Genomic DNA, 14,848 nt, shown 5'->3' with positions numbered 1-14,848 from the left:
GTAATCTTTGCGCTCGCCTATTTGTTTCGCGGAGAGGTGTCGGAAATGCGCAATAGAATCCTGCAGTGCCGCGCGTGTTTTCTGACGCGCAAAAGACGCTGTCGCGCCTTGAATTGCTGCCGTCACGGGCGACCTGCTGGCGCAATCGCTGAAAGGCGTCGCGCCGATGATGATGGCGCAGCTCAATATGACGAGTTGCAAAACCAGGTGGCGGCTGCCGTCAACACTTATCTCGACGGACCGAAATGCCTGACGATCAGCGCCGCCGGAAAAGCCGGTTCCCGTCCCGATGGACATCGGCGCGGCCAAGGGCGCACCGAACACCATTTCTTCGCTGCTTGGCGTCAAGGTCACGGCGAACGACTAGCTATTCGCAAAGGCGTTTCACAACGCCTCTGCCGGAGGCGGGTTTTGCAAACCTGCCTCTGCATCCCTTTTCTGGGAAATCATAGTAACAAGCCGACGAAAGGCGTCCGCCACCTCGAGCCATTCCAGGAGAAGTGCGAAGCGGTTTTACCGCGAAAGGCTCTAAAATTCGTCGCTGCGACGCTTCACGGCGTGCTTCAACGCCACCATATGCCTTCGCCGCTCCAGCATATAATCGGCATATCCGACGCAGATGAACAGCAATATCGGACCGACGTAGATGATGATCAGAGCCAACGCGATAAGGATGAATGCGCTCGTCATGGTCTTTTTTCCATCAATATAGTCGCCGCATTCGACGCGGCGGACGGGTCCTCGTCTCGGCAATGCCTTATTCCGTTGAAATTCACCGGCTTCCTATTGGTTCCCTGCGCGAAGCGATTTCCATATGCGCGCCAGGCCCTATCAAACGACAATGATGAAGCGAACGGCTCGCCCGGCCTTGATCACTCCCGCGGACGTTCCTCCCGCATTGCCGCCGTCACGCTCTTCAGCAGCGGGCTCGACATCAGATCGGCGAGCAAAACCGATAGCTTCGGCTTCCAGTTCGGATAGCTGTCGCTGGTGCCTGGCACGTTGGTTGGCCTTTTTTCGTCGGTGAGATCGGCGAGACGGACCGCGGCGAGAAGCGAGGGCGTCCTGGCGATGAAGCGATAAGCGCTGACGGTCAATTCCCTTAGCGTCTCCTCGCTTGCCCGCGCTTGGAAAAGCCTGGCCGGCAGTTCGAGGCCGGCAGCCTTCAGCGCCGCTTTCAGGTTCCTCCGCTCGCGCTTGCGGTCTTCGAGGTGCTTCTTGGTGAGATCGGGCGGCACGATGCCGTGGTCGCACCGGGCCTGAATGTCGGCGCCGCGCCACCAGCCGGCAAGGGTTTGGTGGTCATGCGTCGAAATGCAGGCCAAAGCCATGGCGGGATAGACGTCCGCCGGCTTGAAGCCCTTCTCGTCCTGTTCATAGGAAAGGATGCGGTAGGAGAGAATGTGGGCCGCCGCCAGATCGTCCTGCAATCCCTTGGGGATCAGGCCCAGGTCTTCTCCGATAACGAGGCACCGATGCTCGGCGGACACTTCGGCGAGGATCTGCAGAAGCCGGTCCTGGGGATAGCGGACATAGGCTCCGCCGTCCGGCCTGCTGCCCAATGGCACCAGGAAGAGGCGGCGAAGTGCTGCGGCGTGGTCGATGCGGATGGCGCCCGCATATCGCATGGCAGCGCTCAGCATGCGCCGGAAAGGCGACATTTCTCCTGCCGCGATCGCGGAAGGCAGATATCCGGCAAGGTGCCAGTCCTGCCCGTCCACGGCGAATGGATCGGGTGGGCTGCCGATGGTGGCCTTCGAGACATAGGTATCCGGCTCGCTCCACGTCGCGGAACCGTCGACCGCCTCCCCGACGGCAAGATCGAGATAGAGCCCGATCCGCAGGCCTGCCTTCCGCGCCCGGTCCGCCGCCTGCATCAGCTGCCGGTGGGCGAGCCATTGCAGCCACATGTGGAAAAGGACGTCGTCCGCGTGTTCGCGCTCGAATTCGGCAACGGCGGCGCTTTCGAAGCGCTGGAAATCGGCCGGCCAACTTTGCCAGCCGGCGCCTGTCCCGCGCTCGACCATGGAAAACGAGAGGGATTCGAAAAGCGCATGCAGCCGCAGGCTGTTAGCACCTTGCGTGATGAAGGCGTCGAAATCGGCCGGATCATAGGCATCGTCGATCACGCTGCTCTGTCGCCAGGCCGGCCAAAGATCGCGCAGGACCCTCAGCTTGATCCGTGCGACGCCGACGTAGTCGACGAGATCGGTTTGGCGAAGGCTTTCCAAATGCCGTTCGAGTTCGGGACCGCAGGCAAAACCCGGCAATCGGTCGACCGCGATATAGAGCGGGTTGAGATGCTGGCGGCTCGACGGCTCGTAGGGACTGCAACGGTCTGGATCGGCGAGAAACGGCGCGTGAAGCGGGGTGAGGCCGATGAAATCGGCGCCCAACGATCCTGCGAGATCCGCCATATCCGACAGATCCTCGAAGTCTCCTATGCCCCAGTTGCGCGCCGAACGGAGCTCGTAAAGCTGCAGGCTCAAGCCCCAGACACGCGTGCCGGAAAGGAAATCGGGCAGAAATGACCTGGCGATCTTCTTAGCCGCCGGCTTGGGCTCCCGCCGCGGCGCGCCGGTCTCGGGATCGGCCGTTCCCGGCACGTCGATCTTCAGTGCCGAGAGGATCTTGCGCTTGGTCTTGGCTGATATCGCCACCTCCCGATTGTCCGGACTGGGCCTGGTCAGGCTGATGCCGTGCCGGCGGGCGAGCTTGTCGAGCTCAGCAGGTTTCATCTTTTAATCGCCTTCCTGTCAGCACGCCGTTACGCCTCGCTGATTTTCCAAATCACCGTCCAGGGTGCGAGATCGCCGCCGTCGCTGCCGCCGAGACCGAAGATCGTCTCGCCGTCGTCCTGCGGCGAGACGAGCGGCACCGCCTCGGCGCCGAGGTTGGCCTGCAGATGAAGACGCCGGTTCTGCGCCAGGGTCCAATCCACCGCGAGCGCGCTTTCCGCCGAGCGATAGACCGCGGTTCCGGCGCCAGCGCCTTTCAGCAAAGGCACGATCCTGCGGTGCCGGAGGTCGAGAAGCATCCTGTAAAAACCGATTAACTCGGAAGAGGCGAGTTTCGACCAGTCCAGCTTGGCGGCGGCAAAGGTCGATGGCGCCGTCGGGTCTAGAAGGTCGTCAGCGTCGAAGCCCGGGAGACGGGAAAGCTCCTCGCGACGGCCTTTCCTGACCTTCTCGTTCAGATCCTCGTCGAAATCGCAGAAGAAGGGGAAAGGTTCTGTGGCGCCCCATTCCTCCCCCATGAACAGCATCGGGATCTCAGGCGCCAGCAGGTAGATGGCGGCGACCGCCTTGACGACATCAGCCGGGCTCGAAGCCAGAACCCTATCCCCCAGCGCCCTGTTGCCGATCTGGTCATGGTTCTGGATGAAGGAGATAAAAGCGGTGGGCGGCAGATGGCCGCTCGGCTTGCCACGGCTTCCGCCGCGATAAGGCATGTGTTCCCCCTGAAACACGAAACCTTCCGCCAGCGCCCGGCCGAGCTTGCCGGCGTCACCAGCGTAATCGGCGTAATAGCCGAAGGTTTCGCCGGTGGCGGTGATATGCAACACATGGTGCACGTCGTCGTTCCACTGGGCGGTGAACAGCTTCACTTCCCCGTTTTCGTCACGCTGCAATAGGTCGCTGTCGTTCTCCTCGTTTTCGACGATCAGATGAACATGCCGGTCGCCGGCCGCGGCCCTGACGCGGCGGGCAAGCGCGTGAAGCAGATGCTCGGAGCTATCGTCCTTGATGGCATGCACGGCATCGAAGCGGAAACCGTCGAGCCTGAACTCGGTGATCCAATAGATGGCGTTCTCGATGATGAATTCGCGGATCATCTCCGACCCGTCGCCGTCGTAATTGATACCGTTGCCCCAGGGCGTCTTGTGATGATCGGTAAAGAGCGGTGCATAGGCCGGGATGTAATTGCCGTCCGGCCCGAAGTGATTGTAGACCACGTCCAGGAAAACCGAGATGCCGTGCTGGTGCGCTGCGTCCACCAACGCCATGAAATCTTCCGGCCGGCCGTAGCTGCTGTCCGGAGCATAGGGAAGCACCCCGTCATAACCCCAGCTGTAACGGCCGGGAAATTCACTCAGCGGCATGATCTGCAGCGCCGTGACGCCCAAAGCTCGCAGATGGTCGAGCCGCTCGATCGCGGCCTTGAAAGTACCCTCCGGCGTGAAGCAGCCGATATGCATCTCATAGATCACCATCTCTTCCCAGGGCCGTCCCGTCCAGTCGCTCGTCTTCCAGCGATAGAAGGAAAGGTCGACCACTTCGCTCGGTCCGTGCACATCCTGCGGCTGAAACCGCGAGGCGGGGTCGGGTATTTCGAGACCGTCCGGCAGGATGAAGCGGTAGCTCGTACCGACACTGGCATCCGCGACTGTAGAGTGGTGCCAGCCGTCCCCGACCGCCTGCATTGGCCGCGGATCAGCGCCTTCGATCTTCAACAACACGCTTTCATGCAAGGGAGCCCAGAGGCGGAATAGAATGCCCTCTTCAGTGGATGCCGGTCCGAACGTCATTTGGGTCAAAGGAAAGCCTTCGATGAAATTGGGATGGGATCTGGGTAACTTTTGTCAGGGCAAAAAGTTTCGCACGCACGAAGAGCGCAAAGCGGCCTCCGTCGCGAGGTGCCCTCCGGAAGAGACCCAAAGAGTATGATTCCATCCTATCGATTTCTGTAAACCTGCAAAAAATAGGAGTGTAATGATGCGTTCGACGCAACAAATGAGCATCACGTTGCCCGTGGAAATGGCGAAGCGCGTTAAACAGGTTCAACGGTGATTACGCCTCGGAGAGCGAAGTCACACGCGAGGGACTGCGGGCTTTGCAGGAACGCGAGAATGCCGTCGATCATTAGCTGCGAACAGAAATTAGGGCCCACTTCGACCCTCAGGCCGCCGCGACTTTGCCCGAGAGCGCCTGATCCATCGCCGCCTGAAGCTGTTCCTGTGTGAATGGCTTCTTCATCCGCAGCATCCGGCCGAGGCCATGGTCCTCGGAAATTTCGGCATAGCCTGAGGCAAGGATGATGGGCAGGCCTGGAAAGGAGGAGCGAAGGTGACGCGCAAGCTCGGCGCCCGTCATGCCCGGCATGGCATGATCGGTGATGACGAGATCGCAATCCTGCCCGTGGGCAAAGAATTCCAAGGCCTGGGAAGCGGAAGACGCTTCCTGTGGCAGGTGCCCGAGATCCTCCAGCATCGCCACGGTTCCCGTCCTCACAAGGGCGTCGTCGTCGACAACGAGAATGGCAAGCGGCCGCGACGCGATTTTCAAGGGCTCCGGGGCCGGAGGCTCGACAGCCGGCTGCACCTTGACGAAGGTTTCGGCAACGGGCAGCCACAGCGAAACCGTCGTGCCTTTGCCCCTAACGCTTGATATCTGGATCGAGCCACCGGATTGCGCCGCCAGGCCATGCACCATCGACAGGCCGAGACCGGTGCCCTTGCCGACCCCCTTGGTGGTGAAAAACGGTTCGGCGGCACGCGAGACCGTTGCCTCGTCCATCCCCTCGCCATCGTCCGACACCGATATCCTGATGTAATTTCCGCCTGCAAGGCTGGCCGGCCGGGCTTCTTCGGCTGCCGCCGCGGCAACCGTCACGGCTCCGCCGCTTTCGAGCGCATCCCGCGCATTGACGAACAGGTTGAGCAACGCCAGTTCCAACTGGTTGCTGTCGACCAGGAGGGGTGCCAGATCCGCCGGGATGCTTTTGCGGATTTCGATGCGCGGCCCCACCGCCTTGGCGAGAAGATCCTCGACGTTTTCGAACAGCCTGAAGAAGTCGACCGCCTGCGGCTTAAGCTCCTGGCGGCGTGCGAAAGCAAGCAGGCGCTGGGTGAGCGCCGTGCCGCGTTCGGCCGCCTGGATCGCGTTCGTCACCAGGCGTTCACTGCGTTCATCGGCCGGAAGCCGCTTCTTGAGAAGATTCAGGCTGCCGAGAACTGCCATCAGGAGGTTATTGAAGTCGTGGGCCACGCCACCCGTCAGGTGGCCAATCGTGTCGAGCTTCTGCGCCTCGAACAGCTGTGCGAGCGCCTCTTCGCGCTCCCGCGTCCGTTGATCGATCCGGTGCTCGAGTTCCTCGTTGAGCTCACGCAACTGCGCTGCAGAAGCCTCGAGCTCGGCGGTGCGCTGGTGAACGCGGGCCTCCAGCTCGACGTTCAGGCGTTCGAGTTCCCTCGTCTTCCTGTAGAGCTCGGCAAAGACCCGCACCTTGGCTCTCAGCACCTCGGGGACGATCGGAACAGAGACGTAGTCGACCGCGCCCACAGCATAGCCGCGCAGCCGGTCGGGTTCCGCCAGCATCACGGCGGAAACAAAGATGATCGGCGTGTTCTGATAGCGCGGATGCTGCCGGATCATGCTGACGAGCTCGAACCCATCCTGTTCGGGCATGCAGACATCAACGAGGATCACCGCGATTTCAGTGCGTAACAGGTGCTCGAAGGCTTCGCGAGCGGATTGCGCCTTGATGAGGTTTTCCTCGAGCTCTTCGAGAATGACCTCGTAACTCAGGAGCTTTGCCGGTTGGTCGTCGACGAGGAGGATGTTGACGGGGTTCATGGCGAGGTCCTCAGCGATGCAGCCACATGCGAAGAGCCGACAGAAGCTGTTCGGTATTGACCGGCTTCGCCAGATAGTCGGATGCGCCCGCTTCCAGGCATTTCTCGCGGTCGCCCTTCATCGCCTTGGCCGTCAGCGCCACGATCGGCAGCCGCCGGAACCGGGGCTCCGAACGGATGAGCTGCATCGTCTCGTAGCCGTCCATTCCAGGCATCATGATGTCCATCAGCACGATCGCGACAGAGGGTTCGTTGTTGATGACATCGATGGCTTCGCTGCCGGTCGTCGCGGTCAGGACCTTCATTCCCCGGCGTTCGAGGACGCTGCTCAGCGCGAAGATGTTGCGGGCATCGTCGTCGACGAGCAGCACGGTCTCGCCGACAAGATCCTCATCCGAGCTGTGCAGTTCCTGCAGCGTCGCCTGTTTTGCGGCCGGCAGGTCGGCGACCACCCGGTGCAGGAACAAGGCCGTCTCATCCAGGAGACGTTCGGGCGACTCGACCCCCTTGACCACGACGCTGCGGGCCATGCTGTGCAGTGCCGCGTCTTCCTCGGCGGAAAGCTCCCGGCCGGTGAAGACGACCACCGGCACCTCGCCGATCTCGGCGTCGTCGCGTATCTGCTCCAGCACGTCGAAGCCGGACATGTCGGGAAGGGAAAGGTCGAGCACCACGCAGTCGGCGGCATTCTGCCGAAGGGCTGCGAGAGCCTCCGATCCGGAGCCGACGCTGGTGATATCGATGTCGTCATGTCCGAGAAGGGCGGTGACGCTCAGACGCTCGGCCTCGTTGTCTTCCACCAGCAGCAGATGCTTGCGGCGCGGTTGTGCATAGGCCTTCAATCGCGACAGTGCCTTGCCAAGGCCTTCTGGTGTCGTCGGCTTGCTCATGAAGGCGAAGGCGCCGCGGGTCAGCCCATGTTGGCGATCCTCGTCGAGGCTGATGATCTGGACCGGAATATGCCGCGTCTGCGGATTCTGCTTGAGCTGGCTCAGCACCGTCCAGCCGAGCATATCGGGCAGAAAGATGTCGAGCGAGATCGCCGCCGGCCTGTAGTCCTGCGCGAGTGCGAGCGCATCGCTGCCACGCATCGCCACCAGAACCTTGAATCCATTGTCGCGGGCGAGATCCACCAGCACGCGGGCGTAATGCGCATCGTCCTCGACGACGAGCAGCACGGAGTCGCCGGCCTCTATCTGATGGCGATCGTCTTCAACATGTTCGATCGGCTTTTCGGCGCGGCGGTTTGCTGCCGCCTCGGCGAATTCTACGACATTTGCCGACGGAACGGTCTTGGGGGCAGCCGCGCCGGCGCCGACATAGGTGAGCGGCAGATAGAGGACGAAGGTGCTGCCGATACCGGGGGTGCTGCGCAGCTGGATTTCGCCGCCGAGCAGGTTCGCCAGTTCGCGACTGATCGCCAAGCCGAGGCCGGTGCCGCCGTATTTGCGGCTCGTCGAAGCGTCCGCCTGCTGGAACGCCTCGAAAATGATGCGCTGTTTTTCAGGCGGTATGCCGATGCCGGTATCGACGACTTCGAAGGCAATGACCGAAGGCGCGTGCTTGAGGGAGGGATGATCGGACGACCAGCCGCTCGTTGCCGACGCGACGCGAAGTGTCACGCCGCCCTGCGCGGTGAACTTGAAGGCATTCGACAGCAGGTTTTTGAGGATCTGCTGCAGTCGCTTCGAATCCGTGATGAGGCTCTTTGCAACATCGGCGCCGACATCGACCGAGAACGACAGGTCCCGGTTTTCGGCCTCGTGCCGGAATGGCCGCGCCATCATCTCGAGCAGGTTGCTGACAAAAATCTCCTCGGCATCGACCGAGACTGTTCCGGACTCGATCTTCGACAGGTCGAGGATGTCGCTGATCAGGTTCAACAAATCGGTTCCCGCGCCGTGAATCGTCTTTGCGAACTCGACCTGTTTGCCCGAGAGGTTGCCATCCGGATTTTCTCCCAGCTGCTGGCCGAGGATGAGGATCGAATTCAAGGGCGTGCGCAGCTCATGCGACATGTTGGCGAGGAATTCGGATTTGTACTTCGATGTCAGCGCCAGCTCGGTTGCCTTTTCCTCGAGCGCGCGCCGGGCCTGCTCGATTTCCTGGTTCTTCGCCTCGACTTCGACGTTGCGCTCCTCCAGTTGCTGCGCCTTTTGTCCGAGCTGCTCGTTGGTCTGCTGCAGCTCGCGCTGCTGCGTCTGAAGCTCGGCGGCAAGCTGCTGGGACTGCTTGAGCAGGCCTTCGGTCTGCATCGTCGCTTCGATCGAGTTGAGGACGATGCCGATCGATGTCGTCAGCTGATCGAGGAAGGACAGCTGCAACTCGGTGAATTCGCCGACGGAGGCCAGCTCAATCACTGCTTTCACCTGCCCCTCGAAATGCACAGGCAGCACGATGGCGCTCCTCGGCAAGGTCGTGAACACGCCGGAGCTTATCGGAACGACATTGTCGGGAAGGTCGGTGACCAGGATGCGGCGGGCGTCGCTGGCGCACTGGCCGACAAGTCCCTGGCCGAATTCGAGCCGCGCCGGGTGCGCCGCCTCGCCCCCTTTCGCGTAGACAGAGAGCAGCGACAAGATCGGCTGCCGCTCGTCGGAATCCACCTGGTAGATGACCCCCTGATGGGCACCGACCAGAGGCGCCAGCTCCGACAGCAGCATCTTGCCGACCAGCGTCAGGTCGCGCTGCCCCTGCAGCATGTTGGTGAAGCGCGCCAGGTTGGTCTTCAGCCAGTCCTGCTCGGTGTTGCGCTCGGTGGTCAGCCTGAGGTTATCGATCATCGTGTTGATGTTGTCCTTGAGCTCGGCCACTTCGCCGCGCGCGTCGACCTTGATCGAGCGCGTCAGGTCACCCTTGGTGACGGCGGTCGCCACCTCGGCGATGGCGCGCACCTGCGTCGTCAGGTTGGCTGCCAGCAGGTTGACGTTACCGGTCAAGTCCTTCCAGGTTCCCGCAGTACCTGGAACATTCGCCTGACCGCCGAGGCGGCCTTCCACGCCCACCTCACGCGCAACCGTGGTCACCTGATCGGCAAAGGTCGCGAGCGTGTTGGTCATGTTGTTGATGGTCTCGGCAAGGGCTGCCACCTCGCCCTTCGATGCGACGGTGAGATTTTGCTTGAGGTCGCCGTTCGCCACCGCCGTCACCACCTTGACGATGCCGCGCACCTGCTCGGTCAGGTTGGCGGCCATGACGTTGACGGTGTCGGTCAGGTCTTTCCAGGTTCCGGCAACGCCCGGCACCTGCGCCTGGCCGCCGAGCTTGCCTTCGGTGCCGACTTCGCGGGCAACACGCGTCACTTCTCCGGCGAAGGCGTTGAGCTGGTCCACCATCGTATTGATGGTGTTCTTCAGTTCGAGGATTTCCCCCTTCACGTCGACGGTGATCTTGCGCGACAAGTCGCCGCGCGCCACGGCCGTCGTCACTTCGGCGATGTTGCGGACCTGGGTCGTCAGATTGGCGGCGAGCAGGTTGACGTTATCGGTTAGATCCTTCCAGGTGCCGGCGACGCCGGGAACGACGGCCTGACCGCCGAGCCTGCCATCGGTGCCGACTTCGCGGGCAACACGTGTCACTTCGCCGGCAAAGGAGCGAAGCTGATCGACCATGGTATTCAGCGTATCCTTCAAGAGCAGGATTTCGCCGCGCACGTCGACCGTGATCTTGCGCGACAGGTCGCCGTTGGCGATAGCGGTAGCCACCTCGGCGATGTTGCGCACCTGCGCCGTCAAGTTGCCGGCCATGGAGTTGACGCTGTCGGTCAGGTCCTTCCAGGTGCCGGCAACACCGGAGACCTGCGCCTGGCCGCCGAGCTTGCCTTCGGTGCCGACTTCGCGGGCGACGCGCGTCACTTCGCCGGCAAAGGCGTTGAGCTGGTCCACCATCGTGTTGATGGTGTTTTTCAGTTCGAGGATTTCCCCCTTCACGTCGACGGTGATCTTGCGCGACAGGTCGCCGCGGGCCACCGCCGTCGTCACTTCGGCGATGTTTCGCACCTGGCCGGTCAGGTTGGAGGCCATGGAGTTGACGTTTTCGGTAAGATCCTTCCAGGTGCCGGCGACACCTGGCACCTGCGCCTGGCCGCCGAGCTTGCCCTCGGTGCCGACCTCGCGGGCAACGCGGGTGACTTCGGAAGCAAAGCGGTTCAGCTGATCGACCATGGTGTTCAGCGTTTCCTTGAGCTCGAGGATTTCACCCGAGACCGACACCGTGATCTTCTTCGACAGGTCGCCATTGGCAATCGCAGTCGAGACTTCGGCGATGTTGCGCACCTGCGCCGTCAGATTGCCTGCCATTGAGTTGACGCTGTCGGTCAGGTCCTTCCAGGTGCCGGCGACGCCGAGCACGTTCGCCTGGCCGCCGAGCCGCCCTTCCGTGCCGACCTCGCGCGCCACACGCGTCACCTCGCCGGCAAAGCCGTTGAGCTGATCGACCATCGTGTTGATGGTCTCTTTCAGTTCGAGGATTTCGCCCGACACCGTCACGGTGATCTTCTTGGACAGGTCTCCCTGGGCGACGGCGGTCGCGACTTCGGCGATGTTGCGCACCTGCCCGGTCAAGTTGGAAGCCATGGAATTGACGCTGTCTGTCAGGTCCTTCCAGGTGCCGGCAACGCCGCGCACATTCGCCTGGCCGCCGAGCCGGCCCTCCGTGCCCACTTCGCGGGCGACGCGGGTCACTTCCGAGGCAAAGGCGTTCAACTGATCGACCATCGTATTGATGGTCTCCTTCAATTCGAGGATCTCCCCCTTCACGTCGACGGTGATCTTCTTCGACAAATCGCCATTGGCGATGGCAGTCGAGACTTCCGCGATATTGCGCACCTGCGCCGTCAGGTTGCCGCCCATCGAGTTGACGTTCTCAGTTAGATCCTTCCAGGTGCCGGCGACGCCGCGCACGTTGGCCTGGCCGCCGAGCCGGCCTTCGGTGCCGACTTCGCGGGCCACGCGGGTCACTTCCGACGCAAAGGCGTTCAACTGATCGACCATCGTGTTGATCGTTTCCTTCAGCTCGAGGATTTCCCCAGACACCGTAACGGTGATCTTCTTCGAGAGGTCGCCGTTGGCGATCGCAGTCGAGACCTCGGCGATGTTGCGCACCTGCGCGGTGAGGTTCGAGGCCATGGAATTGACGTTATCGGTCAAGTCCTTCCAGGTGCCGGCGACGCCTGGCACCTGCGCCTGACCGCCGAGGCGGCCCTCTGTGCCGACTTCACGCGCCACACGCGTCACCTCGCCGGCAAAGCCGTTGAGCTGATCGACCATCGTGTTGATGGTTTCCTTCAGCTCCAGGATTTCTCCCGAGACGTCGACGGTGATCTTGCGCGACAGGTCGCCGCGCGCCACGGCCGTGGTCACCTGGGCAATGTTGCGCACCTGAGCCGTCAGGTTGCCGCACATGGCATTGACGCTGTCGGTCAGGTCCTTCCAGGTTCCGGCGACACCCGGCACCAGCGCCTGTCCGCCGAGCTTGCCTTCGGTGCCGACCTCGCGGGCGACGCGCGTCACTTCCGAGGCGAAGGATCTGAGCTGGTCGACCATGGTGTTGATCGCCTCCTTCAGCTGCAGGATCTCGCCGCGCACGTCGACGGTAATCTTCTTGGAAAGATCGCCATTGGCAACGGCGATCGTCACTTCGGCGATGTTGCGCACCTGCGCCGTCAGGTTCGACGCCATCGAGTTCACGCTTTCGGTGAGGTCCTTCCAGACGCCGGTCACCTCCGGCACCTGCGCCTGGCCGCCGAGTTTTCCGTCCGTGCCGACCTCGCGCGCGACGCGGGTTACTTCCGAGGTGAAGACGCTCAACTGCTTGATCATGGTATTGACGATATCGGCCGAGCGCAGGAATTCACCTTTGAGCGGCCGCCCGTCGACGTCGAGCGGCACGGTCCGCAAGAGATCTCCCTTGGCGACAGCCGTAATCGTGCGCGTAACAGCTGTCGTCGGCCACAGGAGATCGTCGATCAGACCATTGATCGATCCCTCCATTTCAGACCAGGAGCCGTCCGACAGGCCGAAGCGTACGCGCGTGCTCGTTCGCCCGTCCCGACCGACCACCTGCCCGACATGCTCGAGCTGCTGGGCCATGCGCTGATTGGCGGCAATGATGTCGTTGAGGGCATCGGCGACTTTGCCGGTGAGACCTGTCAGGTCGGACCGCATCCGTACGGAAAAGTCGCCGCGCCTAACCGCGACAAGGACTTCCAGAAGCGCGCTGGCGTCGTCGAACGCCATCGTTTTGTGGTCATGCCCATTGAGGCTATCTACCGCAACGCTGTCGCGCGCGAATTCGCTAGTTTGGTTGCTCACGAAAATCCCCCTATTCGACGACTGGTAATTTAGTGCTCAACTCAGAAAATGGTATGGGCCGTCCCGCGTTCATCCTAACATGATTCACCACCCAAAATGAGCCTGATAGTTGCAAATATCGGAAATGCTCGCCCGAAACCGCTCCAGTCAAATTTGTGGTTTTTCGTGCGCGGAACACTTTGCTGCCGGCTGTCGTTACCGTTCTGACAATGGAGAGCGACATGTCGAACGTCTCAAGGACAGGCAAGGAAGAAATCAATAACGCGACCAGCCCGACGACTTTCGGAAAGTCGGTCGAGAGCCAGGCGCAAATCGAGGATGCTGCGCAAGCGTCGTCCGACATAGGCGGCGAGATGCTCAACATCTACCGGTTGGAGCCGATCGCCGCACCCGACGATCCGAGATGGGACAATTCCCCCGGACACGGCACTGTCGTCGTTGCCGCCAGAACGCCCGGTGACGCCAGGATCGTCGCCGCGTCTCGTGAGCTCGACTTCATGGAAGTGGATGCGGCTCCCGCCGAGGATGTCACCACGGTCAATGCCAGCGCCTTTCGGGACGACAAGCTTTACACCGTCATCGAGATCGACCGGAACAGGCGCGATATTACGCGCGGGATCCTCGAGGGCGCCGTCGCCGTCGATACGATCCGGCCGGTTCAACCGGACTGATGTAGCAATGCCGCGGCGCAATCGGCGATGAGCCGGAGCGCTATCGTCCCATCCATCGTTTCCTCGGAGTTCTCATGAATACGGCCAACCTCCAGCTCAAGGGCCTGATCATGGCCATGGCGTCGATTTGTGATGCGATCGTCGAGAAAGAATTGCTCACCAGCCAAGAACTCAATGCCGCGCTCTCGAAAGCCAAGAAGGCAATCGAAGACGATGACGACCATGAACTGTCCGGTGCCAACCGCGCCGCGATCCTGTTTCCCATCCGTGTGCTGCAGCTCGCCGAGGAGGCAGGCAGGAAAGGCGAACGGCTGACATTTTCGGACTATGCCAAGCTCGTGGGAAAGCTGAGCTGAAGATGTTCGATGGCTTCACCCTGGATGCGATCGACACCGCAGCAGGCTCGCTTCGTGTCCGTCACGGAGGATCGGGGCCAGCCGTTCTTCTTCTCCACGGCCACCCAAGGACCCATATGACCTGGGGCAAAGCTGCAGATTTCTTGTCATCGGGCTACCACGTCGTCTGTCCCGATCTTCCTGGCTTCGGCCGCTCCTATCAGCCGGGCGACGCTCCGGATAGCAGCAATTCCTCTAAGCGCGCCAAGGCTCAAGCCCTCGTCGAGCTGATGAAACGATTGGGACACGAAAGCTTCTTCGTAGCGGGACACGACCGTGGAAGCTTAACGGCGTTCCGCATGGCGATGGATCATCCCGCCTGCGTGCGCAAGCTCGTCATCGTGGACGCCATTCCTGTTATCGAGCATCTGGAGCGCGCCGACTGGACCTTTGCCAGAGACTGGTATCACTGGTTTTTCTTTGCCCAGCCGGAAAAACCCGAACGCGCAATTTCAGCCGATCCGCTAGCTTGGTACGACAAGCTGTCACCCAGGCTGATGGGTTCGGAGGCCTATGATGACCTGCTCGACGTCATCCGTGATCCCGTTGTGATCCATGGCATGATCGAGGATTATCGTGCCGGCCTCAGCATCGATCATCTGCACGACAGCGCGGACCGCGACGCCGGCAGGAAAGTGACCTGCCCCATGCTGTGCCTTTGGTCGCTCAGGGACGACCTGGAAAAGATCTATGGCGATCCTGTCGCCATCTGGCGAAGCTGGGCGGATGATGTGCGAGGTTTCGGCATAGAGAGCGGCCACCACGTGGCCGAGGAAAATCCATATGCGCTCTCCCGGGCGATGAGGGAGTTTTTTGGAGCTCACTGATGAGCGCCGGCTTCGTTACATGGTTGACTTGATATGATCATGAGCCACAAAAATACCTTGTCAACCAAGG

The 14,848-nt window shown here is 61.6% G+C and carries 7 protein-coding genes and 2 pseudogenes; 5 read left to right on the top strand and 4 right to left on the bottom strand.

Annotated features, from left to right (window positions below):
- Positions 1-121 precede the first annotated feature (121 nt).
- Positions 122-367 (top strand): annotated as a pseudogene (locus AC25BC_RS27225) (hypothetical protein); the annotation flags it as partial.
- 505 nt (positions 368-872) lie between these two features.
- Here the strand turns inward: AC25BC_RS27225 and malQ are convergent.
- Both malQ and treZ read right to left on the bottom strand, forming a co-directional pair.
- On the bottom strand, positions 873-2,738 hold the full coding sequence (gene malQ, locus AC25BC_RS27220; RefSeq protein WP_128439716.1) for a 4-alpha-glucanotransferase: 1,866 nt from the start codon (positions 2,736-2,738) through the stop codon (positions 873-875).
- A gap of 29 nt (positions 2,739-2,767) precedes the next feature.
- Complete coding sequence (gene treZ / locus AC25BC_RS27215; protein ID WP_432431585.1) at positions 2,768-4,528, bottom strand: malto-oligosyltrehalose trehalohydrolase; 1,761 nt, start codon at positions 4,526-4,528, stop codon at positions 2,768-2,770.
- A gap of 187 nt (positions 4,529-4,715) precedes the next feature.
- Between treZ and AC25BC_RS27210 the strand changes: the two are divergent.
- A pseudogene (locus tag AC25BC_RS27210) lies at positions 4,716-4,863 on the top strand (ribbon-helix-helix domain-containing protein); the annotation flags it as partial.
- Between the two features lie 35 nt (positions 4,864-4,898).
- Here AC25BC_RS27210 and AC25BC_RS27205 read toward each other — a convergent pair.
- Positions 4,899-6,575, bottom strand: a complete 1,677-nt coding sequence (locus AC25BC_RS27205) for a response regulator (protein ID WP_003562753.1) — start codon at positions 6,573-6,575, stop codon at positions 4,899-4,901.
- 10 nt (positions 6,576-6,585) lie between these two features.
- On the bottom strand, positions 6,586-12,885 hold the full coding sequence (locus tag AC25BC_RS27200; protein WP_003562755.1) for a HAMP domain-containing protein: 6,300 nt from the start codon (positions 12,883-12,885) through the stop codon (positions 6,586-6,588).
- A 209-nt stretch (positions 12,886-13,094) separates the two neighbouring features.
- On the opposite strand from AC25BC_RS27200, the gene AC25BC_RS27195 reads away from it, so the two are divergent.
- The 3 genes from AC25BC_RS27195 to AC25BC_RS27185 all read left to right on the top strand — a co-directional run bounded on the left by AC25BC_RS27195 (position 13,095) and on the right by AC25BC_RS27185 (position 14,778).
- Positions 13,095-13,556: a hypothetical protein gene (locus tag AC25BC_RS27195; protein ID WP_017996328.1), complete on the top strand. Its 462-nt coding sequence runs from the start codon at positions 13,095-13,097 to the stop codon at positions 13,554-13,556.
- A gap of 74 nt (positions 13,557-13,630) precedes the next feature.
- Entirely contained in the window at positions 13,631-13,912 is a 282-nt protein-coding gene (locus AC25BC_RS27190; RefSeq protein WP_003562757.1) for a hypothetical protein, read from the top strand.
- Positions 13,913-13,914: 2 nt separating this feature from the next.
- Positions 13,915-14,778, top strand: a complete 864-nt coding sequence (locus tag AC25BC_RS27185; RefSeq protein WP_128439714.1) for an alpha/beta fold hydrolase — start codon at positions 13,915-13,917, stop codon at positions 14,776-14,778.
- Positions 14,779-14,848: the final 70 nt, after the last annotated feature.

It is taken from the genome of Rhizobium sp. WSM409 (assembly GCF_057653825.1).
Note: the sequence above shows the minus strand (reverse complement) of the source record. Positions and strands in the feature narration are given on the sequence as shown.

Bases quoted from the DNA above. Each gene is read 5' to 3' on its own strand.
- malQ (WP_128439716.1), bottom strand. From the start codon at position 2,738: ATGAAACCTGCTGAGCTCGACAAGCTCGCCCGCCGGCACGGCATCAGC.
- treZ (WP_432431585.1), bottom strand. From the start codon at position 4,528: ATGACGTTCGGACCGGCATCCACTGAAGAGGGCATTCTATTCCGCCTC.
- AC25BC_RS27205 (WP_003562753.1), bottom strand. From the start codon at position 6,575: ATGAACCCCGTCAACATCCTCCTCGTCGACGACCAACCGGCAAAGCTC.
- AC25BC_RS27195 (WP_017996328.1), top strand. From the start codon at position 13,095: ATGGAGAGCGACATGTCGAACGTCTCAAGGACAGGCAAGGAAGAAATC.
- AC25BC_RS27190 (WP_003562757.1), top strand. From the start codon at position 13,631: ATGAATACGGCCAACCTCCAGCTCAAGGGCCTGATCATGGCCATGGCG.
- AC25BC_RS27185 (WP_128439714.1), top strand. From the start codon at position 13,915: ATGTTCGATGGCTTCACCCTGGATGCGATCGACACCGCAGCAGGCTCG.